This window comes from Streptomyces sp. NPDC040545, from assembly GCF_055595065.1.
The window spans coordinates 22530-44411 of sequence record NZ_JBVIWA010000035.1; the positions used below are offsets into that span (position 1 = coordinate 22530).

Sequence of the window (21882 nt, forward strand, 5' to 3'; positions counted from 1 at the left end):
TCAGGCAAGATCCGAAAGAGACGGCTGATCCCAGGGCACGGGCTCCGGCCGGCGGTACCACCACCGGCCGAGACCGTCCCGCCCCGGGAGCCGGCCCGTCAGCTCCTCGGCGAGACTCCCCGACGGGTCCTCCTGCGTCGCCCGGACGAACCGTACGTCCGTGCCGACGTCGCCGACCTCGACGCCGAAGCACCGGGCCGGTGCGGCGGCCATCGTCCCGGGGGCGAGGGCGTCGACGGTGAGCAGGTCGTAGCCGGTGGGCACGGTGCGTGCGCCGCTTCGTCAGTTCTGCGGGGGCTGTCCCAGCGCGGTGTCCGTGTCCTTGCCGCCCCATCCTTCGGGGCTGCGCCAGATGACGTGGATGCCGAAGACGTCGCGGACGGTGTCCGCGGACCAGTCCTCGGCCGGGGGTTCGGAGAGGACCAGGTAGAGGCCGTCGGCCCGCGTGGGCAGGGTGTGGTTGATCTCCAGCAGGCGGGTGGCGCCCGAGCGGAGGTCCGCGTACGCCGAGCGGCCGGCGCCCAACGCCTCGTAGAGGAAGAGCCCTTGGGCGGTGACGCAGCTGACGTCGACGACGGGCGAATCGGCCGGCTGGAGGTCGGCCCAGAGGAGGTCCGACTTGAGGGCGTGGCGGACCGCCTCGTGCTTCTTGCACGTCCGGTCGGCTGCGGCCGATGCCTCCAGTGCGCGCAGGAAGCCTTCCTTGGTGGCCGAAGCCGGCGCGGCCGTGTCTTCCACGTCTTCCACGAGGATCATCTGCTCTACGTCCTTCTGCTCGGGCTGCGGTGGGGCGGGGGCCGGGTCCGGGTCCGGGTCGGCGGTGAAGCGGTCCTGGAGCGCCCGGCGCGCCTCGGCCAGGCTGTCCGCCCAGCCCGAGGCCGTCAGGTGTTCCAGGAGCCGGCCGGTGTCCAAGGTGCCTTCCTTGAGCGCGCGGTTGGCGCTCGCGGCGAGGTCGCGCAGAACGCCCAGCCCGTCCCGGTCGGGAGAGCCGAACAGGTGCAGCACGTCGACCCAGTCGGCCTGGTCCCTGCGCAGGACGCGGTTGGCCATCCCCTGCAGCTCGGAGAGCCTGCCGCGGGCGTCGGGAACCTCCCCCTCGTTCTCGGTCAGCTCACGGAGCACGTCCAGTGCCGCGAGGTAGCGGCCCGCCATCCTCGGCGAGACGGGCGACCGGCCCCGCTGGTCGGAGGTGAGGACCGTCTGGTTCGTCTCGTTGGCGAACACCCAGCAGTCCAGCTTGTCGCCACGTCGCGGAGGAACGGATCCGTGCCGGACGGTGAGGACCAGGGGACGGTCGAAGCCGGGGGTGAGGGCCTTGACCTTGTAGCGGCCGCCGGGGGCCCGGTCCACGACCTCGACCCGTACGTCGGCCCCGATCGGGGGAAGCCGGTTCACGGCTGCCGCCGCCTCGGCCTCCACCTGTGCCTGTGCCTGTGCCTGTGCCTGCGCCTCCGCCGTTGCCTCGGGGGCCGGCGCTCCGGATCCGGTCCCGGGGCCCGTGAGCACGTCCGGCAGCGGGGAGGTGTGCAGGACGGTCAGGCTCTGGGTGCTGCGGGTCAGGGCCACGTACAGCTGGCGCAGTCCCGCGGGACCGCGGTCGGCGATGGTGGCGGGCTCGATGACCAGGACGTGGTCGTACTCCATGCCCTTGGCCTGGGCGGCGGCCAGCACGGACACGGCGGCTCGGTGCCGGTCGCCGATGTCCCCGCCCCCGTCGATCCGGCGGCTGATCGCGTCGAGCCAGTCCGAGTCGTCGGGGACGATGACGGCCACGGAGCGCAGGGTGTTCCCGTCGCTGGTGCCCACGAGGCGCGTCACGTGCGCGACGGTGTCGTCGAGGAGCTTCCACGGCTCGGTCTCCACCGTCCGTACGGCGTCCTCGCCCGCCTCGCGCACGGCCTGCGGGTAGGGCAGGGCCGGTGCGATCTCCCGGGCGAGGGGGGCGACGAACTCCATGATCTCGGCGGGCACGCGATAGCTGGTGTTGAGCTCGGCCACCCGCCAGTCGCCGTGGTCGGAGAGGACCGTGCCGAGCAGGTCCCAGCTCGCCGGGATGTGCGGCCCCGTCGCCTGCGCGAGGTCGCCCAGGACGGTCATGGAGCCACCCACGGCGCAGCGCCGCCGCAGGGCACGGGCCTGCATGGGCGTGAGGTCCTGTGCCTCGTCGGCCACGATGTGCCCGTAGCGGCTCGGGGTCTCCCCGCTGATGAGGACCCGGAGCTCTTCGAGGCAGACGTGGTCGTCGAGGGTCCAGGGGTCGGCGTCGGCGCTGGCGGCCCGGGGCCTGAGCAGGGCCGCCTGCTCCCCCTCGTCGAGAATCCCGTCGGCGCAGGCGCGCAGGACGTCGGGCGAGTCGTAGAGGGTGCGCAGTGCCTCCCTGGCGCCCGGGGACGGCCAGACGCGTTCGATCAGGCGCTCGACCCGGCGGTTGCGCTCCAGGTCGCGGCGGATCGTGCCGGCCTGCCCGCGCCGGGGTGCGATGTCGGAGAGCTCCTGAAGGAGACGGTCGACGAGCAGGCCGCGGAAGCGGTCGCGGCGCTCCCGGTAGGGGCCGTCGCCCTCGTGTGCCTGGTCGAGGAGGGCGAGGACCTGGGAGCGCGGTACGCGCAGGGTCGTACTGCCGGCGGGGACGACGATCGCGGGCTCGTCGCCTTCGAAGGAGGGCGCGACGACGAGGTCGTCGAGGGCTTCGGGGCGGTAGTCGTTCTCCACGCGGCGGCGCAGGACGGCCGCCATGCGCTCGTCGGACTTCACGCGTCGCGCCTGCGGGGAGTCGGCGCCGAGTATCTCGCCGTCCCACAGGCGGTTCAGCTGGACGGCGTTGACGTCCCGGGTGCCGAGGGTCGGCAGGACCTGGCCGACGTACTCGAGGAACCGCTGGTGGGGGCCGATCACCAGGATGTCCTGGGCCTTGAAGTGGTCGTTGTTGACGAGCCAGGTCACCCGGTGGAGACCGACCGCCGACTTGCCGGTGCCCGGGCCGCCCTGCACGACGAGGATGTCGGAGGGAGAACCGGTGACCAGCTCCATCTGGTCGCGGCGGATCGTCTCGACGATGTCGCGCATGCGGCCGCCGCGCGACCGCTGGAGCTCGCGCAGCAGGAATTCGTCCGGCTGGAGCGTCTTGCGGCGCTGCCGGCGGACGATGTCGCCGGGGGTGGCCGGGGACGACGGCCGGGGCTCCGGCACGGTCGCGGGTACGGGGGCGGTCGCGGGTACGGCGGCGGTCTCGGGTACGGCGGCGGTCTCGGACTCCGGCGCCTGAGCGGCGGCGGCCGGCGGGGCGATGTCGTCGAAGTAGCCCTCCACGATCCGCTGGACGCAGCGCAGTTGGCGCCGCAGTGTCACCTCACCGGGGCTCTCGGGCCGGGCGTCCAGCCATTTCCTGGCCAGGGGGCTGGTCCACTGCAGGACCACCGGTTCGTTCGAGGCGTCCCACACGACCCGCCGTCCGACGTACCAGGGGCGGGGTTCCGTGCCGGGCCGCTCCGGCGCGTCGACCCGGGCGAACACCAGCGCCTCGTCGCCGAGTCCGCCGTACGAGGCGGCGCGCGCCTCTGCCTCGATCCGGTTGGCGATCCCGTCCTTGCCGCTCGCCGACGCCGTGGCCGCCGACGTTCCGCTCATCTCGGCCAGGCGCGCGGTGTAGCAGTCGTACGCGTGGTCGACGGCCCGCTGCTCGACGGCGAGGTCCTCGCCCCGAGTGGTGGTACTCATGTGCGTCCTCCCTGCGGTGCCGCAGAGACACCGCTACGGGCCTGCGCCCGTACCCCGCTGAAACAACTATCAGAGAGCGGGTGGTGACGGACACTCAGTACATGAGTTCTGGTTCCGGGCCTCAGCGCCAACGCGCCGAGGGGGCGCGCAGCGCGAGCGCGGCGGCGTAGCCCTCGGGGGCCGGCAGGTCGGCGAGGGACCAGTGCGGGCGGACGGAATCGGCGGCCGGGCCCGTCCCCAGGTAGGTCAGGTGGCCGCCGTGCCCCAGTCCCGCCCCGGTGCCCTTGAGATGAGCTTCCTTGCGCGTCCACAGCCGGGCGAACGCCGCAGGGCGGCCGGCCTCGGGGAGGGCGGCGAGTTCGGCGCTCTCGTCGGGGTGGAAGAAGTCTTCGCTCTGCGCCACCACCCGCGCCGCCGGCAGGGCCTCCACGTCCACCCCGACCGGCGTGGACGCGCAGGCCACGAAGACCGCGTCGCGGCTGTGCGACAGGGAGAAATGGGCACGGCCGCCCACGAGGACCGGCCGCCCGTCCGGGCCGCCGCACTCGGGGCAGGCGTCGCGGGTCATCACCAGATCGCGGGGAGCGGTGTCGAGCAGGGCGCCCAGCAGCAGCCTCAGCGCGACGTGCGCGACGAGATAGGAGCCGCGGTCCTGGGGGCGCGCGAACCGGTCGGCCCGCCGGCGCTCGGCCGCGTCGAGCACGTCGGGGGCGAGGCGTTCCGCGAAAGGGGCCTGCGTCCCGGCGTCGACGAACCGCACCAGCGCCTCACCGCGGCCGGGCGGCCGCTGCGCCCCGACCGGCCGGTCGAGCCGCAGCACGGCGGAGCTGAGGCCGGCGGGTGTGGTCATCCGGCAATCCTATCCAAGGGCCGTACGAGGGGCCCGATGGGCGGCCGGGGCGCGGACACCGAAGGCCGCGGCAGATCGCATCGGTGACGGATTACTCTCGCCGAGTTAACAGAACTCTGTCACTGAACAGGGTATTGCCTTCTATGAGATGCATGGTAGCGTTGCCATGAGGCTTAGCTCGGCACATTCATATACGCCTCAGCGGGGGGATTACCTGTCTCTGTAAATAAAGGAGCGGCATGAGCCGGTCGTCCAGAGTGGCCGAATTCGAACAGGAAGTGGCTGCTCGAGTAGGACACGTCATTAAGCGTGCCGAACAGGCATTGATCGGCGAGAAGAGCAGAGTTCTCCGCGATCTCGGCCTGACAGTTCCACAGTATGCAGCACTGATGGCGCTCTCCTATTCGCCGGGCATGTCAGGTGCACAGCTGGCGCGCGTCTGCCTCGTGACGCCTCAGAGCATGGCCACGGTGCTGGCCAATCTCGAGTCGAAGCGCTTGATCGAGCGACAGACTTCCGACCTTCATCAAAAGGTGCTCGTCACCAAGTTGACGCCGGCCGGACGCGCTCTTGTCAAGAAAGCCGACACCGTCGCCCGAAAGGTGGAAGCGAAGCTTTCCAATGCCTTGTCGGCCGATGAGCAAAAGCAGTTGCGGGATCTTCTGGAACGGTGCATCACCGCTCTGACGGAAGAGGAAACCCCGTAACCTTCCGGCAGAGATCCAGGGGTCTGGCCCCGGCCCGGCAAGGGTCGGGGCCAGGCTGATTTCCGGACCCCGTACGGAACCCGCACATGCCGAAACTCCGGCCCTCCAGGGCGACTTGGGAGTCGACCGGAAGACCGGAGTCCTGGCTCTAGAGGAACCTGCGTACCGCGCCCACCGTGGTGGTGCCACCGTGACCCGGCAGCACCGTGGTCCGGTCCCGTCGCGGGCCGCAGACCCTGGACATCGAGCCGGCCAGTACGTCCGGGTCCCCCACCGGCGGGAACGCCCGCCCGAGGCCGTCCGCGAGCAGGCTGTCCCCGGTCAGCAGCAGCGCGTCCTCGCCCGCCTGCAGCGAGTACGCCACCGACCCCGGGGTGTGGCCCGGGGCGTGGTGCACCTCGATCTCCAGGCCCGCGAGGCTGAGCAAGCCCTCGTCGGGCAGCGGGCGCACCAGCTCGGGCTCCGAGCGCGGGAAGCCCCGCAGCACGGCCGCCGGGAAGTCCGCGGGCAGCCCCGCCTCGGGGCGGACCAGCATCTCCCGGTCCAGGGGGTGGATGTACGCGGGCACGCCGAGCTCCTCGCACAGCGGCGCCACGGACCAGGTGTGGTCCATGTGCCCGTGGGTCAGCAGGACGGCCTCCGCCTGGAGGCCGTGCCGTCCCAGGGCGGCGCGTACCGAGGCGGTCGCGTCCTGGCCCGGGTCCACGACGATGCACGGGCCGTCGGGGCCCGCCGCCAGCAGGTAGCAGTTCGTACCGAAGGAGCCGGCCGGAAATCCGAGGACGAGCACGTCACGTCACCGGCCGTCGACGGCTACGACGTACTTGCCGACGGAGGCGCGCGACTCCAGCAGCTCGTGGGCCTTGGCCACGTCCGCCAGCGGCAGCTCGGTGACCTCGATGCGGACCGCGCCGTCGGCCACCGCGCGCAGGGCGCTGCGCAGGTGGTCGCCGAGGACCCCGGGGCGGCTGTTGGCCAGGCCGCCGAGGTTGTAGCCCACCAGGGCGGTGCCGGTGAACCAGACGTGGTTGGCCTGGTAGGAGGTGTCCTGGGCGGCCGCGTCGCCGAAGATGACGTGCCGGCCGAGCGTCGCGAGCAGCCCGTTGGCCGTGCCGCGGATGTCGCCGCCGATGGAGTCGAGGACGACGTCGACGCCGGCGCCGTCGGTCAGCCGCCGGACCTCCTCCTCCAGCCGGTCGTACGTGACGACCGCGTCGTAGCCGAACTCCAGGGCCTGCGCGGCCTTCTCCGGCGAGCTGGTAGCGCCGATGACGCGGGCGGCGCCGGCGGCCCGGGCGAGCTGGGCCGCCGCGGTGCCCACGCCGCCGGCCGCGGCCAGGACGAGTACGGTGTCGCCCTGCTCGACGCGGCCCGCGGCGTGCACGACGCCCCAGGCGGTCGCGCCGTTGCACAGGGCGGCCGCCGCAAGGGCGGACGGCAGCTCGGCGAGCTCGTCCTCCAGCGGTACGGTCAGGTCGGCGCGGGCCGAGACGAACTCGGCGTTGCCGCCGCCGTCGAGGGTGAGCGCGGCCACCCGCTGGCCGGGACGCAGGCCGGTCACGCCCTCGCCCACGGAGCGGACGGTGCCGACGGCCTCCAGGCCGGGCACGTGCGGCAGGCCGACGGGGAACTGGCCGCGGCGGAACATCACTTCGGCGAAGTTCACACCTGCGTGGCTGACCTGGATGACCACGCGGCCGGGGGCGGCCTCGGGCTCGGGGGCGTCGTGGACGACGGTCAGGACATTGTGGTCGCCGAATTCGGCGAAACGTGCGGCGCGCATGGCCACCTCCGGTGGGAGAACGATGGGGTGAGGGACGGGGGGAATGGGCTGGTGGAATCAGGAGCGGGGGTGTCGCGGGCTCAGGCGGCGGGCCGCAGGTGCTGCCGGACGCTGCGGCGCGCCTTCATCCCGAGGACCCCGTCGCGGACGAGTTCCTCCAGGAGCGGCGCCACGTCGAGGTCCGAGCCGCCCAGGCCGCGCCGCAGCCCCTGCTGCACGGCGAGTGCGACGTCGGTGCCGACCACGTCGAGCAGGCGGAACGGGCCGTGCGGGAGGCCGCAGCCGCCCGTGACGGCCGCGTCGACCTCCTCCACGGTGCCGCGGCCCTCGCCGACGATCCGGGCGGCGTCGTTGAGGAGCGGGAACAGCAGGGCGTTGACGATGAAGCCGGCCCGGTCGGTGCAGTGCACGGGGGTCCGGCCGAGACCGTGGCACAGGGCGTCGGCGGTGGCGATGACCTCGGCCGCGGTGGTGTCGGTCCGGACGACCTCGACGAGGGTCATCGCGGGGGCCGGGTTGAAGAAGTGGAGGCCGATGACGTCGGCCGGGCGGCTCACGGCCGCGGCGAGCCGGGCCACCGGCAGGCTGGAGGTGGTCGTGGCCAGCACCGTGCCCGGTCCGCAGGCACGGTCGAGCCGCGTCAGGACGTCGAGCTTCGCGTCGAGGTCCTCGGCGATCGCCTCGACGACGAGGTCGCAGCCGGCGAGCGCCTCGGCCGACAGGACGGTGACGCACCCCTCCAGGACCCGGTCGGCCTCGTCGCGGGGCATCCGGGTGGACAGCAGGGCCCGGTGGACGGCCACGCGGGCCGCCTCGGCGCGCTGCTCGGAGCGCGCGAGGAGGCGTACCGGGTGGCCGGAGGCCAGGAACACGGCCGCGATGCCGGTCGCCATGGTGCCGGCGCCGACCACGCCGACGTCGCCCACGGTACGGGGCCCCGCCCCCGCGGCGGGCGGAGCCGGGACCGGGGCCGCGGCCACGGGTGCCCGGCCCAGGCGCGCGAACGCCCCGGCGGGCAGGCCCAGGGCTTCGGAGGCGGCCTGCGCGGTGTGCGGGCCGATCGAGGCGAGGAGTTCCAGCGGGCCGCGGCGCATCCCGCAGCCGAGCCGCATGGCGGTGTCGATGTCCTCGGGGGCGGCGTAGCCGTCGGCGGCCATGGCGGCCGCGCGGCCCAGGTAGCGCAGCAGCAGCTCGGCCCCGGTGCGCCATGCGGGCTGCTCCGGGGTGCCGGGCAGGCCGCCGAGACGGGCGAGTTCCCCGAGCGGGTCGCCGGCCGGGGCAGCGGTAGCGGCGGCGGGGGCGGGAGCGGCGGCCGCCGGGGTGTGCCCGGCGATGCCCTTCAGCCGGTGCCAGCCGCTGTCCGCGGCGCGCTCCGCCAGGACGGGGTCGTCGCCGATGACGTGCGCGTGGCCGACGGCGGTCAGCAGCGGGAGGTCGGAGGCGTGGTCGCCGTACGCGTGGCAGTGCGCGGGATCGGCGCCGGTGCCGCGCATGTCGGCCTCGGCCGCGACGGCCTTGGCGTCGCCGATGACCGCGACCGTCAGCTCGCCGGTGTAGCGCCCGTCCTTGATCTCGGGCCGGGAGCACAGCACCGCGTCCGCGCCGACGTGGGCGGCGACCGGGTCGAGGCAGGCGGGGAAGGACCCGGAGACGAGGACCGTACGGTCGCCCGCGCTGCGGTGCTCGCGCAGGGCGTCGAGCACGGGCGGGTGGAACAGTCCGCCGGCCGCCAGTTCCTGCGCGAACCAGGCGCGTCCCTCGGCGGCGACCTCCTCGACCGAACAGCCCGCGTAGAGGCCGTAGTACTCGCGGTTGGTCACCTCGCGCGGCACGCCCTCGGCGGCACGCCGGCGCAGGTGCGCGGCGGCCTCCTCGTACGCGGAGTCGGGCGCGCCCTGGGCCCGCAGGTGGAAACGCAGGAAGCGGAACATGCTCTTGACGGTGATGAGGGTCTCGTCGACGTCGAAGAAGGCCGTGTACCGGGCCTGGTCGTTCATGCGGTGCTCCGAGGGCTGGGTTCGGTGGTGGCGGCCGGGCCGCCGCCCGGGGGCGGTGCGGGGGATCGCCCGCACCCGGGCGACGGGGTCGGAGGGCGGGACACTCCCCTAGGAGGCCGAGCCGCTGAGGGCGGGCTCCGGGGACTCGGTCTCCGTGTCCGGGGTGGCCGCCGCCGGGGCGGCCTCTTCCTTGCGCGGACGGCACAGGACCCACAGGAACGGCACGGTGACCAGGCAGATGGCGGAGAGCACCCAGAGGATCTCGTGCATGGCGCCGCTGTACGCGGTGGAGGCGAACTCGGTGTAGGCGCCGCGGAGGGACTCCTCCACCTTGGTCGCGGAGGTCGCCAGGTCACCCTGGGCGAGCTGGTTGGCGACGTCGCCAGCCGAGCCCGCGGCGGCGTAGTCGCCGATGCCGTCGGAGAGCTGCGAGCGGGTGACGCTGACCATCAGCGAGCCCATGGCGGCGATGGCGATGACCTCGCCGGTGATGCGCATCGTGTTGAACATGCCCGCGGCCATGCCGGCGCGGTGCGGCTCCACGGAGCTGACGGCTGCGCCGTCCAGCACGCCGTTGGAGATGCCGAAGCCGATGCCGATGACGAGCAGCGGACCGGCCAGCGACAGGACGCCGATGTGGGCTTCGATGACGGTCAGCCAGGCGGTGCCGGCGGCGACCAGCGTCATGCAGGTGACCAGCAGGGTGCGGGGCGAGAGCCACTTGGAGGCGTAACCCGCGACGGCCGGCATGACCAGGGTGGGGGCGGTGAGCAGCAGCAGGAGCAGACCGGCGTCGGCGGCGGAGATGCCGTCCACGGCCATGAAGTACGAGGGCAGGAAGACCAGCAGGGCGACGAACCCGAAGGCGAGGGCGACCGGGGTCACGCACAGGGCGACGTACTGCGGCTGGCGGAAGAGGCCCAGGTCGAACATGGGGTGCGCGGAACGCGATTCGACGAGGACGAAGCCGGCGAGCAGCAGGGCGGATCCGGCGAGGAAGAGCAGGACGACCGGGTGTGCCCAGCCGATCTGGGGGCCTTCGACCAGCGCGAGGATCAGCAGGAAGAGGCTGGAGGTGAAGGTGAAGGTGCCGGCCCAGTCGACCTTGGGGGCCTCGGGGTTGCGGCCCTCGGGGATGCGCAGGGCGGCGATGATGACGACCACGGCGATGATGGCCTGGGCGTAGAAGAACCAGCGCCAGTCGAGCGCGCTGGTCAGCGCGCCGGCGGCCAGCGGGCCGAAGGCGAGGCCGATGCCGAAGCAGGTGCCGTAGAAGCCGAAGGCGCGGGCGCGGGCGGCGCCGTCGAAGGCGTTGGCCAGGGCGGAGCTGGCGCTGGTGATGACGGCGGCGGCGCCGATGCCGGCGATGCCGCGGACGATGTCGACGACGGTGATGTCGGTGGCCGCGCCGGCGATGAGCGAGCAGAGGGCGAAGACCGTCATGCCGCCGAGGAACATCCGGCGGCGGCCGATGATGTCGGACAGCGAGCCGCAGGCGAGCAGGAAGCTGGCGAACGTCAGGTCGTAGGCGTTGACGACCCACTGGAGGTCGGCGAGGTCGCTCCCGAGGTCGGCACCCATGGCGGGGAGGGTGACGGAGGTTCCGGTGATCGACGTGGGCAGGAGCGCCGCGATCAGGCATGCCGCCAGCAGCGTGATGCCCGCTCGGGACGGTGCTCGGTCTATTGGCTGTGCGGTTGTACTCACCGGGAGTACCTCCTCGGGATTCAGGCAGGGGGTGAAGGCATGCGGAAGGGAGGGTCCCAGGGGCCGCACGCGGCGGGGGCCGCGGCGGCCAGGACCAGTCGAAACAGTATCAGGGTTCTTACTCAGAACACCGGTTGAGGTGTATCAGAATTCTGCGACTTGGCTGAATTCGGATCAGTAGCGGGTGCCGACGGCGGACGGCAGGCCGGTGAGCCGGTCCAGGTCGAAGGGGCTGAGCCGCACCTCCACGGCCGCCACGTTCTCGCGCAGGTACCCGACCCGCTTGGTGCCCGGGATGGGTACGACGTGCTCGCCGCGCGCCAGCACCCAGGCCAGCGCCACCTGAGCCGGCGTGGCGCCGTGCGCCTGGGCCACGTCCTTCACGGTGTCCACGATCCGCTGGTTGGCGGCCCGCGCGGCGTCGGAGAACCGCGGATTGGTGGCCCGGAAGTCGTCGTCCTCGAACTGCGTCGACGTGTCGATGCTGCCGGTGAGATAGCCCCGGCCCAGGGGGGCGAAGGGGACGAAGGCGGCCCCGTTCGCCGCGCACCAGCCCACGACGTCGTCGCCCTCGAGCGCGTCGCGCGTCCACAGGGACAGCTCCGACTGGATCGCCGTCACCGGATGCACGGCGTGCGCCCGGGCGGCCTCGCCCGCCGTCACCTCGGACAGCCCCAGATGGCGCACCTTGCCCTCGGCGACCAGTTCGGCCAGGGCGCCCCAGGTCTCCTCCAACGGCACGGCGGGGTCGACCCGGTGCAGGTAGTAGAGGTCGATGACATCGGTGCGCAGCCGCTTCAGGCTCGCCTCGACGGCCCGGCGCACCTGGGCAGGGGAACCGTCCCGGTGCATCCGCTTGGTGGCCAGGTCGTCCACGACCAGGCCCATCTTGGTCGCGAGCACCACCTCGTCGCGACGGCCCTGCAGGGCCTCGCCGACGAGGAACTCGTTGTGCCCGTCCCCGTAGATGTCCGCGGTGTCCAGGAACGTCACGCCCAGGTCGAGGGCGGTCCGGATGACCTCCACGGAGGTGCTGTCCGTGCGCTGGGACTCTGCGTACCCCCAGCTCATTCCCATACAGCCGAGCCCGATGGAGCTCACGTCCGGTCCTGCGGAACCCAGTTGGCGCGTCTTCACGGTGAAACCTCACGTTGTGTCGTTCAGGGGAAAGATGGTGGGTGCCGGCCGGCGCGTCGGCACAGCGCGCCGGCCGGCACCGGTTCGAGGGGGTTCCGGCGGACCGGAACCCCGGGCCGGGTCCGCAGCCCTAGGCCGCGGTGACCACGAGCGCCGCGTTGTGGCCGCCGAAGCCCGCCGAGTTGCTGACCGCGGCGAGCAGTCGCCTCTGGCGCGGCGCGCCGGCGACGAGGTCCAGGGCGATCTCCGGGTCCCGGTCGGTCAGGTTGGCCGTCGGCGGGATCCGCCCGTGCTTGACGGCCAGCACCGTGTACGCGGCTTCGATCGCGCCGGCCGCCGCCAGCGGATGGCCGGTGACGCCCTTGGTGGAGCAGACCGCCGCGCCCTCGCCGAACACGCGGTACAGACCGCGGGCCTCCGTCACGTCGTTCATGGGCGTGGACGTGCCGTGCGCGTTGACGTGGCCGATGTCCTCGGGCGCGAGTCCCGCGTCGGCCAGGGCCGCGCGCACCGCCCGCTCGACGCCGTGGCCCTGCGGGTCCGGCGCGGTGGCGTGGTGGGCGTCCGAGGAAGCCCCGTAGCCGCTCACGTACGCGTGCACGGAGGCACCTCGGGCGTGGGCGTCGGCGGCGCGTTCCAGCACCAGGATGCCGGCGCCCTCGGCGGCGACGAAGCCGTCGCGGTGCGTGTCGAAGGGGCGCGAGGCCAGTTCCGGGTAGTCCATCCGCTTGGACAGCGCGCCCATCTGGTTCAGGCCCGCCATGACGGTGGGGCTGATCGCCGACTCCGAACCCCCGGCGATCACCACGTCGCAGGCACCGCTGCGCAGCAGGTCCTGCGCGTAGCCGACGGCCGTGGTGCCGGAGGCGCAGGCCGTGGCGGTGACCAGGCTCGGCCCCTTGGCCCCGATGTCGATGGCCACGTACCCGGCGACCATGTTGACCATGGACATCGGGACCAGCATGGGCGAGACCATGCCCGGGCCCTGTTCGCCCATCGTCTGGCACTGCCGCTCGAAGGTGGTGGATCCCCCGAGGGAGTTGCCGACGACGACCGCCACCCGGGCGCCGTCCCACTGCTTCGGATCCAGTCCGGAGTCCGCGACCGCCTCCCGTGCGGCCGCGATCGCCAGCTGGACGAAGCGGTCGTAGCGCCACGCCTTGGTACGGCCGAGCAGTGCGGCCGCGTCGAATCCGGGCACCCGGCAGGAGAAGTCCGGCTTGCCGCCCTCCAGTTCCGGGTCGCAGGCGGCGGCGCTGCGGCCCGAGAGGACACGTCGCCAGTTCTCGTCTACTCCGATGCCGGCCGGGGTCACCAGGCCCAGGCCGGTGACCGCGATGCCGTCCTTCTGCGCTGTGCCCATCGTCAGACCGCCGCCTCGGCCTTGGTCAGCATGAGCTTTTCGACGTCCGCGACCGTGGGGCACTCCAGCAGCTCGTAGTCGAAGACGTCGACGCCGAACTCCTGCTGCAGGGTCAGGGCGAACTCCACCAGGACGAGGGAGTCGAACTCCAGCTCCTCGAAGGTGGTGCCGGGCTGCACCTCGGCGCTCTCGACGCCGAAGTGGCGGCCGAGGACGGCGGCGATGCGGGTGAAGGTGTCGGTGGTGGCGGCGGTGTCGGCGGTCATGGTCGTTGCGCTCCTGTGTGTGGTGTCGTGAGGCGGGAAGGAAGTGTGTGGTGTCAGCCGGCCGCGAGGTCCGGCCAGTTCAGGGCGGCGCTCCCCCAGGTGGCGCCGCCGCCGAAGGCGCTGAGCAGCACCTTGTCGCCGCCGCGCAGGCGGCCGGTGGCCACGGCATCGGCGAGGGCGACGGGGATGGAGGCGCCCGCGGTGTTGCCGACGTGTTCGATGTGGGAGAAGACCTTGCCCCCGGGGACGCCGAGCCGGTCCCCCAGGGCCTTGAGGATGCGGGCGTTGGCCTGGTGTCCGACGAAGAGGTCCACGTCGTCGGCGCTCCAGCCGACCTCGCCGAGCACCTTGCGGGCCGAGGCGTCCATGCGGACGACGGCGTTCATGAACACCTCGCGGCCGCGCATGGTGAACCACGCGTCCGCGGGGTCCGCCGTCGCGTCGGCCGTCGGGTCGGCCGCGAGCGGCTGCCGCGAGCCGCCGGCCCGTACGGTGATCAGGTCGGCCAGCGCGCCGTCGCTGCCGAGGTCGATCCCCAGCACCGCGCCGGGATCACCCTCCTGGCCGGCGCCGAGCACCATGGCCCCCGCACCGTCGCCGAAGATCGCGACGGTGGAGCGGTCCTGCGGGTCGAGCAGGGTGGTGAAGGCCTCGGCGGCGATGACGAGCACGCGGTCGGCCCGGCCCGCGCCGATCATGGCGGCCCCGGTGGACAGCGCGTACAGGAAGCCGCTGCACACGGCGGAGACGTCGAATGCCGGTACGCCGGCCAGCCCCAGCCGGTGCGCCACGTCCGGAGCGGTCGCCGGGCAGGGCCGGTCCGGGGTGGTCGTGGCCAGCACGACCAGGTCGACCGAGTCGACGCCGGCCGAGTCCAGGGCCCGCCGCCCGGCCTCGACCGCGAGGTCGCCGGTGGCCATGCCGGGGTCGACCACATGGCGCTGCCCGATGCCGGTCCGGCTGCGGATCCACTCGTCCGAGGTGTCCAGGCGGGCGGCGAGCATGTCGTTGGTGACCACCGTCGGGGGCAGCCAGGCACCGATGCCGCGGACCACGGCGACGCGCGTCATGCCGTCACCTCGCGGGGGGCCTCGGGAGCGGTAGCGAGGTCGGCGGTCGCGGCATCGGCGGTGGGCAGCAGTCCCGCGTGCCGCAGCGCCGGCGCGATCTCCCACGGCCGGGTCAGCGGTACGAAGGCCGCGAGGTGCCCGTCGGGGCGGACGACCGCCGCGGCCGGGTCGCGCGGGAAGCTCCGCTCCAGGTCCGGCGAGACGATCTCGGCCAGGTCCACCACCGGTGTCCCGGCGGGTATCGCCGCGCAGGCGGCCGCGGTGCGCTCGGCCCAGCCCGGACCCCGGTGGACGCCGGGCCACAGCAGCACGCTCAGCCGGTCCCCGGCGATCCGCGGCCGGCCGGTCCGCCGCTCCTCGTCGCCCGGCTCGGCGACGAAGACGGGCAGCCGGGTGCCCGGCCGCACCCCCGAGATGCCCGCCAGCCGGGTGGCGGCGCCCTTGACCGCCGACCACCGGTCCTGCGGCGGGGCGTAGCCGATGTCGAGCTGGCTCATCACCGGGGCCGCGACGCGCTGGAGCAGTCCGGTGGTGTCGGCGACGCGGGCGATGCCGTCGCGGGCGGCGGTACGGGCCCGGCCGCTCACCAGGCCCCAGCGGGTCTGCAGTCCGGTGGTACGGGTGATCCGGTGGGCGGCGGCCCGGCGCTCGGCGTCGTATTCGTCGAGCACGGAGTCGGCCAGCCGGCCGCGGATGACTCCGGCGAGCCGCCAGCCCAGGCTCACCGCGTCGACGAGGCCGGTGTTCATGCCCTGGCCGCCGGCCGGGCTCATGATGTGCGCGGCGTCGCCGGCCAGGAAGCAGCGCCCCTGCCGGAAGGCGGCGGCCGTACGGCAGCGCAGCCGGAACGTGGTGCTCCAGTGCAGTGCGCCGATGGTGCCCGCGCCGGGCGCGACCTGTTCCAGGCGCTCCTGGAACAGCTCCCGGGACGGTGCGGGGGCACCCTTCTCCTGGTGCGGAACGCTGACCGCCAGCCGGAAGTTCACCCCGTCCAGCGGTGCGAGCCCGAACGCGCCCCTGGCGGAGTACAGGTAGTGCAGCATGCGGTGCGAGAGCCCACCCTCGACCGGCGCGTCGGCGATCGCGAAGGTCAGGTCCGGCGCCTCGCCCTCGAAGGCGATGCCGAGCTGCTTGCGTACGGTGCTGTGCGCGCCGTCCGCGCCGACCACCCAGCCGTACTCGGCCTCCTCCACCGCTCCTTCGGCGGTGCGCAGGCTCACCCGGGTCCGCTGCGGGCCCTGGGTGAGCCGCTCCAGGGTGACCCCGCGCTCGATGCTGCCGCCGAGTTCGAGGAGGCGCTTCTCCAGCACCGACTCGGTGACGTTCTGCGGGATGGTCAGGGCGAAGCGGTACGGGGTGCCGGGCAGGTGGTTCATGGACACCGAGCCCAGGCGGCTGCCCTCGGAGTAGAAGCTCACCCCGTCCACCTGGTGGCCCGCGTCGATCAGCGGGGCGGCCGCGCCGATGCGGCGCAGCTGTTCCAGGATGCGCGGCCAGACGATGGCGGCCCGGGAGTGCTCGGGCGAGGTGACGGATGCGTCGACCAGCCGGACGGGGATGCCCTGCTGGACCAGTTCGCAGGCGACCACCAGGCCGACCGGGCCCGCGCCCACGACCAGCACGTCGGGTGCGGGTGCGGACTCGCGTCGTTGTTCAGGGGTCATCGTTGCGCTCCGGGTCGGGGTCGTCGGTTCGGTGAGGCGGTCGTACGGGCCTTGCGGGTCGTACGGGTCGTACGGTCGGTCACTGCTGCATCTCCACCGCGGCGCAGGAGAAGGTGAATCCGCCGCCCGCGCTGATGACCAGGGCGATCTCGCCGGCGGCCAGCAGCCCGCGCCGCCGGATCTCCTCGAAGTTGGCCGCCATGTCACCGGCGCCGAGGTGTCCGGTGTCGCCGCCGAGCCGGATGCTCCGCGCCTTGGTGAGGCCGGCGACACCCGGGTAGTAGGTCTCGTTCAGCACCTTGTCGCCGACGCGGGGGAAGGCGATCAGCGCCACGCGCGGGTCGTCGGGCTCCAGCCCGGCGTCGGCCAGCGCCCCGAGGACGATGTCGGGCAGTACGGAGTGGACGCGCTCGTAGAAGACATCGAGTCCGGTGTCCTCGATGAACGCCTTCTTCGTGCGGCGGACGTCGACCCGGTCGCTGTGCCAGCGCGGCGCGGGCGAGAAGGCGTCCCGGCCCCGGTGCAGCGCCTCCACCTCGGGGATGGTGGCCGTGGCCAGGGAGCGCAGGAGCAGTTCGTCGGGGGTGCCGTCGGGGCGGTGCAGGACGACCGCGGTGGCGGCGTCCCCGTACCAGACCCCGTAGTCGCCGCGCCAGCGGTCGAAGCCCTCGTCGGCGAAGCGGTCCGCGGTGGTCACCAGCGCGCTGCGGCAGCCGGGGTCCGCGAGGAGCCGCGCGGCGGCGAGCTCCAGGCCGACGGCGCCGCCGTTGCACATCTGCTGGATCCCGACCGGGAGCGTGTGGTGTGCGCCCAGTTCGCGGGCGACGTAGTGCGCCGGCGACCAGAAGTCGTGTCCCTGGTGGTGGATCCAGGCGTGGATCAGCAGATCCGGCGCGGGTGCGTCCGGGCCGGCGGCGGCCAGTGCGGCGCGGGCGGCGCGTACGGCCATGTCGGGTGCGGCCAGGTCGGACACCGGCAGCTGCCGGATGCCCGCGGTGGCCTGCTCCTCGGTGTCGATCCGGCCGGCGGCGACGGCCTCGTGCGCGGTGTCGGCCCGCTGGGGCAGCCAGACGCGTACGGCCTTGATCCCCAGCCCGTCCCTCAGGTCCATGACGAGTCCTTTCGTGTAAGCCGTGTTCGTGGTGGGTGGGACGGTCAGCCGGGCAGGCCGTCGGCGGCCCGCAGGGTGATCCGACCGGAGGCCACGACCGTCGACTCCTGCTCGAAGGAGATCTCCAGGACGGTTTCGGCCCCGGCCGTGTCACGCGCGGGGCGGGCGGTCACCAGCGTGGGGCGGTCCAGCTCGGCGTACTGGAAGAAGTCCGCGGTGAAACCGGTCATGACCGCCGCGGGGGCCGGCGCGCCGTCGGCCATGACGTACAGGCCGAGCTGGCGGGCGGCTTCCATCATCACCATGCCGGGCAGGTGGTCCTGGCGGTGGTCGAACATGCTGGGGTTGTCGAACGGGGCCAGCAGCGGGGCGCTCCCGGCCAGCGGGCCGGTCCGGTCGACCGTGCCGAGTACGACGTTGCGCCGGTCCGCGCGGTCCACCGCGGCCGCGTCCGCCAGGGCGTCGAGGGGGCGCGGCGGCAACAGGTCCGACAGCGCGGGGGCGTCGGGGCGGCGGCCGTGCCGCAGCGATCGGTACACCTCGGAGGGCAGGTAGCCGACGTCCATGCGCACCTCGCCGATGCGCTCGCCGCCCAGCAGCATCGCCATCACGTACGTCACACCGCGCAACTGCCCGCGCAGACGCTTCTCGTCGGCGGTCTCCACCTCGATGCGCAGCTCCGCCGGCGGGGTGCCGGGGGCGGGGGCCGGGGTGGGCTCGTAGGTCATGGACCAGGACTTCAGGATGAAGTTCTGGTCGCGCGGGATGTCGAAGTGGGCGTGCCCGGCGTACGTCTCGGCCTGTCGGCAGCACTCCAGGAGCAGCAACGGGTCCAGGACCCGGGACTGGCTGAGGTGGTCGGTGTAGTAGGCGTGCGAGGCGGGCAGTTGCGCGGCGGCGAGGAAGCGGGAGGGGTCCTGGTGGCGGTAGTCCGTCAGGAACACCTCGGAGAGCGCGCTGCGGTGCAGCAGCGTCCGGTCGACGGTCCGTACGTAGGAGAGCGGAAGCTCCTCGGAAATAACACTCGCGTTCGACTCAAAGCGGTCGATCCCCACCCTGACACCACCCGAAGCATTAGGGGCGACGGCTCGCCCGTACGGCGGCCCTCACCAAGAAGACAGGTTCCTGTTCGCGGCCGTGTCGGCCGGTCGGATCCTCGGCGGCCCGGCGGCGCTGCACGGGCGATGCCACGATGAAAATTCGACCCCAGACGAGTGTCAGGGCCCTGGCACGAGGCAGGACGCTATGCGCCAACAACCTCACCGTCAAGGGATTTGATCAATCATTTGAACGACACATCCCGTTAACCGGCTGAGGGCATCATCACAGGTCACATCGGATGCGATGCATGGTAGGACTCACAGTAGTGTCAGACATCTGCGATAACCTTCGATCCGATGTGAATCGGCATCTACTACTGACTGCAAGCCCCTTGGAGGCCCCTGTGCACACCCTCAACTTGGGAACCGAAGGACCTTCCGTGGGTCGGGTGGGACTGGGCTGCATGGGCATGTCCTGGGGCTATGACCAGGAGGGATGGGACGACGCGACGTCGGTGCGGGTCATCCACCAGGCCATCGACATGGGAGTCCGCTTCTTCGACACCGCCGACCAGTACGGCCCGTTCACGAACGAGCGGCTCGTCGGGAAGGCGCTGCGCGAGCGCCGCGACGAGGTCGTGCTCGCCACCAAGGGCGGCCTGATCGTCGACGGAGCCCGCCGCACCCACCGCAACGGCCGCCCGGAGCACCTGCGCGCCGCGTGCGAGGCGAGCCTGCTGCGGCTCGGGACCGACCACGTGGACCTGTACCAGCTCCACCGCGTCGACCCGGCCGTCCCCGTGGAGGAGAGCTGGGGCGCCATGGCCGAACTCGTCGAGGCCGGCCTGACCAAGGCCATCGGCCTCTCCGAGGCCTCCGTCGACGAGATCTCCCGCGCGCACGCGATCCACCCCGTCGCCTCGGTCCAGTCCGAACTCTCCCTGTGGAGCCCGGACGCCACCGGGGACGTCGTCCCCTACTGCGCGGAGCAGGGCATCACCTTCATCGCCTTCGCCCCGCTGGGCCGCGGCTTCCTCTCCGGCCGGATCACCACGGTCGAGGACCTGCCGCGCGTCGACGCCCGCCGCGGGATCCCCCGGTTCCAGCCGGACGCCATCGCCGCCAACCAGGCGATCACCGAGACCACCGGCAGGATCGCGGCCCGCCTGGGGATCACCGTGCCCCAGCTGGCCATCGCCTGGGTGCTGGCCCAGGGCCCCGGGGTGATGGCGCTGCCCGGCACCAAGACCCCGAAGTACCTCGAGGAGAACGTCGCGGCCGGCGCGGTCACCCTCCCGTCCGAGGTCCTGGCGGAACTGGCCGACCTGCCCGCGGCGGTCGGCAGCCGCTGACCGGGCACCTGCGACCGGCCACCTGCGACCGGCCTCCTCCCCACCGACAACCCCACCAAGGAACCGACGTGACCACGAGCGAGCACTCAGCACTCAACCGGCTGGCGGAGCTGCGGCAGATCAAGGAGCAGGCCCGGAGCGGCCCCAGCGACCGTGCGACCGAGACCCAGCACGCGAAGGGCAAGCTGACCGCGCGTGAGCGCATCGCGCTGCTGCTCGACGAGGGTTCCTTCCGGGAGGTCGAGCAGCTGCGCCGGCACCGGGCGACCGGGTTCGGCCTGGAGAACAAGAAGCCCTACACGGACGGTGTGATCACCGGCTGGGGCACGGTCGAGGGCCGGACGGTCTTCGTCTACGCGCACGACTTCCGCATCTTCGGCGGCGCCCTCGGTGAGGCCCACGCGACGAAGATCCACAAGATCATGGACATGGCCATCGCGGCCGGTGCCCCGCTGGTCTCCCTGAACGACGGCGCCGGCGCCCGTATCCAGGAGGGCGTCTCGGCGCTGGCCGGCTACGGCGGCATCTTCCAGCGCAACACCAAGGCTTCGGGCGTCATCCCGCAGATCTCGGTCATGCTCGGCCCCTGCGCCGGCGGCGCCGCGTACTCCCCGGCCCTCACGGACTTCGTCTTCATGGTCCGCGACACCTCGCAGATGTTCATCACCGGCCCGGACGTGGTCCAGGCCGTCACCGGCGAGCAGATCACCCAGAACGGCCTCGGCGGCGCCGACGTGCACGCCGGAACCTCGGGCGTCGCGCACTTCGCGTACGACGACGAGGAGACCTGCATCTCCGAGGTCCGCTACCTGCTGTCCCTGCTCCCGCAGAACAACCGGGAGAACCCGCCCGCGGTCGAGACCGGCGACCGGGCCGACCGCCCCTGCGACGCCCTGCTGGACCTGGTCCCCGCCGACGGCAACCGGGCGTACGACATGCGCAAGGTCATCGAGGAACTCGTCGACGAGGGCGAGTACCTGGAGGTCCACGAGCGCTGGGCCACCAATATCATCTGCGCCCTGGCCCGGATGGACGGCCAGGTCGTCGCCGTCGTCGCCAACCAGCCCGCCAGCTGCGCGGGCGTACTGGACATCCACGCCTCGGAGAAGGCCGCGCGCTTCGTCCAGCTCTGCGACGCCTTCAACATCCCGATCATCACCCTCGTCGACGTCCCCGGCTTCCTGCCCGGCGTCGACCAGGAGCACAACGGCATCATCCGCCACGGCGCCAAGCTCCTGTACGCCTACTGCAACGCCACCGTGCCCCGTATCTCCCTCGTGCTGCGCAAGGCCTACGGCGGCGCGTACATCGTCATGGACTCCCAGTCCATCGGCGCCGACATCACCTACGCCTGGCCCAGCAACGAGATCGCGGTCATGGGTGCCGAGGGCGCGGCGAACGTCATCTTCCGCCGGGAGATCGCCGGGGCCGACGACCCCGACGCCATGCGCGCGCAGAAGATCAAGGAATACAAGACCGAGCTGATGCACCCGTACTACGCGGCCGAGCGCGGCCTCGTCGACGACGTCATCGACCCGACCGAGACCCGCGAGGTCCTCATCGGCGCCCTCGCGATGCTCCGCAACAAGCACGCCGATCTGCCGGCCCGCAAGCACGGCAACCCGCCGCAGTAACCGAGCGAAGGAGAGCTGACCCGTATGGACACCCTGCTGCGCATAGAGAAGGGCGACGCGGCCCCCGAGGAACTGGCGGCGATCACCGCGATCCTCCTGGCCCGCGCCGCCGCCGTCGCGGAACCCCGCCCCGTCCCGCACCCCCGCGCGGGCTGGCGCCGCCTGGAGCGCGCCCCGGGCTTCCGCACCGCACACAGCTGGCAGGGCTGAGCGGCCGACCGTTCGCGCCCGCCGCTCCAGGTCCCTGCCGGGGTCAGGACGCGTATTCGGGAGTCCGTTCGCTGGGGGCGGGGGCTTCCTGGTCGGCGGAGTCGTAGCCGACGAAGTAGGCGGGGCGGGCCTGGACGGCGGAGTAGATCCGGCCTATGTACTCGCCGAGCAGGCCGACACAGACGAGCTGGACGCCGCCGAGGAAGACCATGCCGATGAAGAGGGAGGCCCAGCCGGGGACGGTGGCGCCGAGGGCGTACTGGATCGTGGTGTA

At 72.7% G+C, this 21882-nt stretch carries 18 protein-coding genes and 1 pseudogene; 4 read left to right on the forward strand and 15 right to left on the reverse strand.

The genetic code is table 11. The features are described from left to right. From ACZ573_RS37005 to ACZ573_RS37015, 3 genes are all read right to left on the reverse strand, one after another. A complete protein-coding gene (locus tag ACZ573_RS37005; RefSeq protein WP_471313055.1) occupies window positions 1-264 on the reverse strand; it encodes a hypothetical protein in 264 nt (87 codons plus the stop codon). An 18-nt stretch (window positions 265-282) separates the two neighbouring features. Continuing rightward, window positions 283-3717 carry a HelD family protein gene (locus ACZ573_RS37010; RefSeq protein WP_471313058.1) on the reverse strand — a complete coding sequence of 1145 codons (3435 nt, stop codon included), beginning with the start codon at window positions 3715-3717 and terminating at the stop codon, window positions 283-285. A gap of 121 nt (window positions 3718-3838) precedes the next feature. Then, window positions 3839-4567: a 4'-phosphopantetheinyl transferase family protein gene (locus ACZ573_RS37015; protein ID WP_471313060.1), complete on the reverse strand. Its 729-nt coding sequence runs from the start codon at window positions 4565-4567 to the stop codon at window positions 3839-3841. Between the two features lie 239 nt (window positions 4568-4806). On the opposite strand from ACZ573_RS37015, the gene ACZ573_RS37020 reads away from it, so the two are divergent. After that, a complete protein-coding gene (locus ACZ573_RS37020; RefSeq protein WP_301370282.1) occupies window positions 4807-5274 on the forward strand; it encodes a MarR family winged helix-turn-helix transcriptional regulator in 468 nt (155 codons plus the stop codon). A gap of 148 nt (window positions 5275-5422) precedes the next feature. Here ACZ573_RS37020 and ACZ573_RS37025 read toward each other — a convergent pair whose 3' ends face one another. From ACZ573_RS37025 to ACZ573_RS37075, 11 genes are all read right to left on the reverse strand, one after another. Continuing rightward, the gene (locus tag ACZ573_RS37025; RefSeq protein ID WP_471313063.1) at window positions 5423-6064 is read right to left on the reverse strand and encodes an MBL fold metallo-hydrolase; all 642 of its coding nucleotides are present in this window, start codon (window positions 6062-6064) and stop codon (window positions 5423-5425) included. A 6-nt stretch (window positions 6065-6070) separates the two neighbouring features. Next, window positions 6071-7057, reverse strand: a complete 987-nt coding sequence (locus ACZ573_RS37030) for a quinone oxidoreductase family protein (protein WP_471313065.1) — start codon at window positions 7055-7057, stop codon at window positions 6071-6073. Window positions 7058-7137: 80 nt separating this feature from the next. Continuing rightward, window positions 7138-9054, reverse strand: coding sequence for an HAD-IB family hydrolase (locus ACZ573_RS37035; protein WP_471313067.1), 1917 nt, complete (start codon window positions 9052-9054; stop codon window positions 7138-7140). A 108-nt stretch (window positions 9055-9162) separates the two neighbouring features. Then, on the reverse strand, window positions 9163-10761 hold the full coding sequence (locus ACZ573_RS37040; RefSeq protein WP_471313069.1) for an MFS transporter: 1599 nt from the start codon (window positions 10759-10761) through the stop codon (window positions 9163-9165). A gap of 174 nt (window positions 10762-10935) precedes the next feature. Continuing rightward, entirely contained in the window at window positions 10936-11862 is a 927-nt protein-coding gene (locus ACZ573_RS37045; protein WP_471313073.1) for an aldo/keto reductase, read from the reverse strand. A 166-nt stretch (window positions 11863-12028) separates the two neighbouring features. Continuing rightward, on the reverse strand, window positions 12029-13261 hold the full coding sequence (locus tag ACZ573_RS37050; RefSeq protein WP_471313075.1) for a beta-ketoacyl-[acyl-carrier-protein] synthase family protein: 1233 nt from the start codon (window positions 13259-13261) through the stop codon (window positions 12029-12031). A gap of 2 nt (window positions 13262-13263) precedes the next feature. Continuing rightward, entirely contained in the window at window positions 13264-13527 is a 264-nt protein-coding gene (locus ACZ573_RS37055) for an acyl carrier protein (RefSeq protein WP_471313077.1), read from the reverse strand. A 53-nt stretch (window positions 13528-13580) separates the two neighbouring features. Continuing rightward, the gene (locus ACZ573_RS37060; RefSeq protein ID WP_471313079.1) at window positions 13581-14597 is read right to left on the reverse strand and encodes a beta-ketoacyl-ACP synthase III; all 1017 of its coding nucleotides are present in this window, start codon (window positions 14595-14597) and stop codon (window positions 13581-13583) included. After that, window positions 14594-16261, reverse strand: coding sequence for an FAD-dependent monooxygenase (locus ACZ573_RS37065; RefSeq protein ID WP_471313081.1), 1668 nt, complete (start codon window positions 16259-16261; stop codon window positions 14594-14596). Before ACZ573_RS37065 ends, ACZ573_RS37060 begins: the two co-directional genes overlap by 4 nt. Window positions 16262-16340: 79 nt before the next feature. Next, window positions 16341-17372, reverse strand: coding sequence for a beta-ketoacyl-[acyl-carrier-protein] synthase family protein (locus ACZ573_RS37070; protein WP_471313083.1), 1032 nt, complete (start codon window positions 17370-17372; stop codon window positions 16341-16343). Between the two features lie 44 nt (window positions 17373-17416). After that, window positions 17417-18427, reverse strand: a complete 1011-nt coding sequence (locus ACZ573_RS37075; protein ID WP_471313085.1) for a ScbA/BarX family gamma-butyrolactone biosynthesis protein — start codon at window positions 18425-18427, stop codon at window positions 17417-17419. A gap of 425 nt (window positions 18428-18852) precedes the next feature. Between ACZ573_RS37075 and ACZ573_RS37080 the strand changes: the two genes are divergently transcribed. From ACZ573_RS37080 to ACZ573_RS37090, 3 genes are all read left to right on the forward strand, one after another. Next, on the forward strand, window positions 18853-19764 hold the full coding sequence (locus tag ACZ573_RS37080) for an aldo/keto reductase (RefSeq protein WP_471313087.1): 912 nt from the start codon (window positions 18853-18855) through the stop codon (window positions 19762-19764). 68 nt (window positions 19765-19832) lie between these two features. Further along, on the forward strand, window positions 19833-21398 hold the full coding sequence (locus ACZ573_RS37085; RefSeq protein WP_471313089.1) for an acyl-CoA carboxylase subunit beta: 1566 nt from the start codon (window positions 19833-19835) through the stop codon (window positions 21396-21398). A 24-nt stretch (window positions 21399-21422) separates the two neighbouring features. Next, the gene (locus tag ACZ573_RS37090; protein WP_471313092.1) at window positions 21423-21608 is read left to right on the forward strand and encodes an acyl-CoA carboxylase subunit epsilon; all 186 of its coding nucleotides are present in this window, start codon (window positions 21423-21425) and stop codon (window positions 21606-21608) included. A 43-nt stretch (window positions 21609-21651) separates the two neighbouring features. On the opposite strand, the pseudogene ACZ573_RS37095 reads toward ACZ573_RS37090, so the two are convergent. Then, a pseudogene (locus ACZ573_RS37095) lies at window positions 21652-21882 on the reverse strand (glycosyltransferase); the annotation flags it as partial.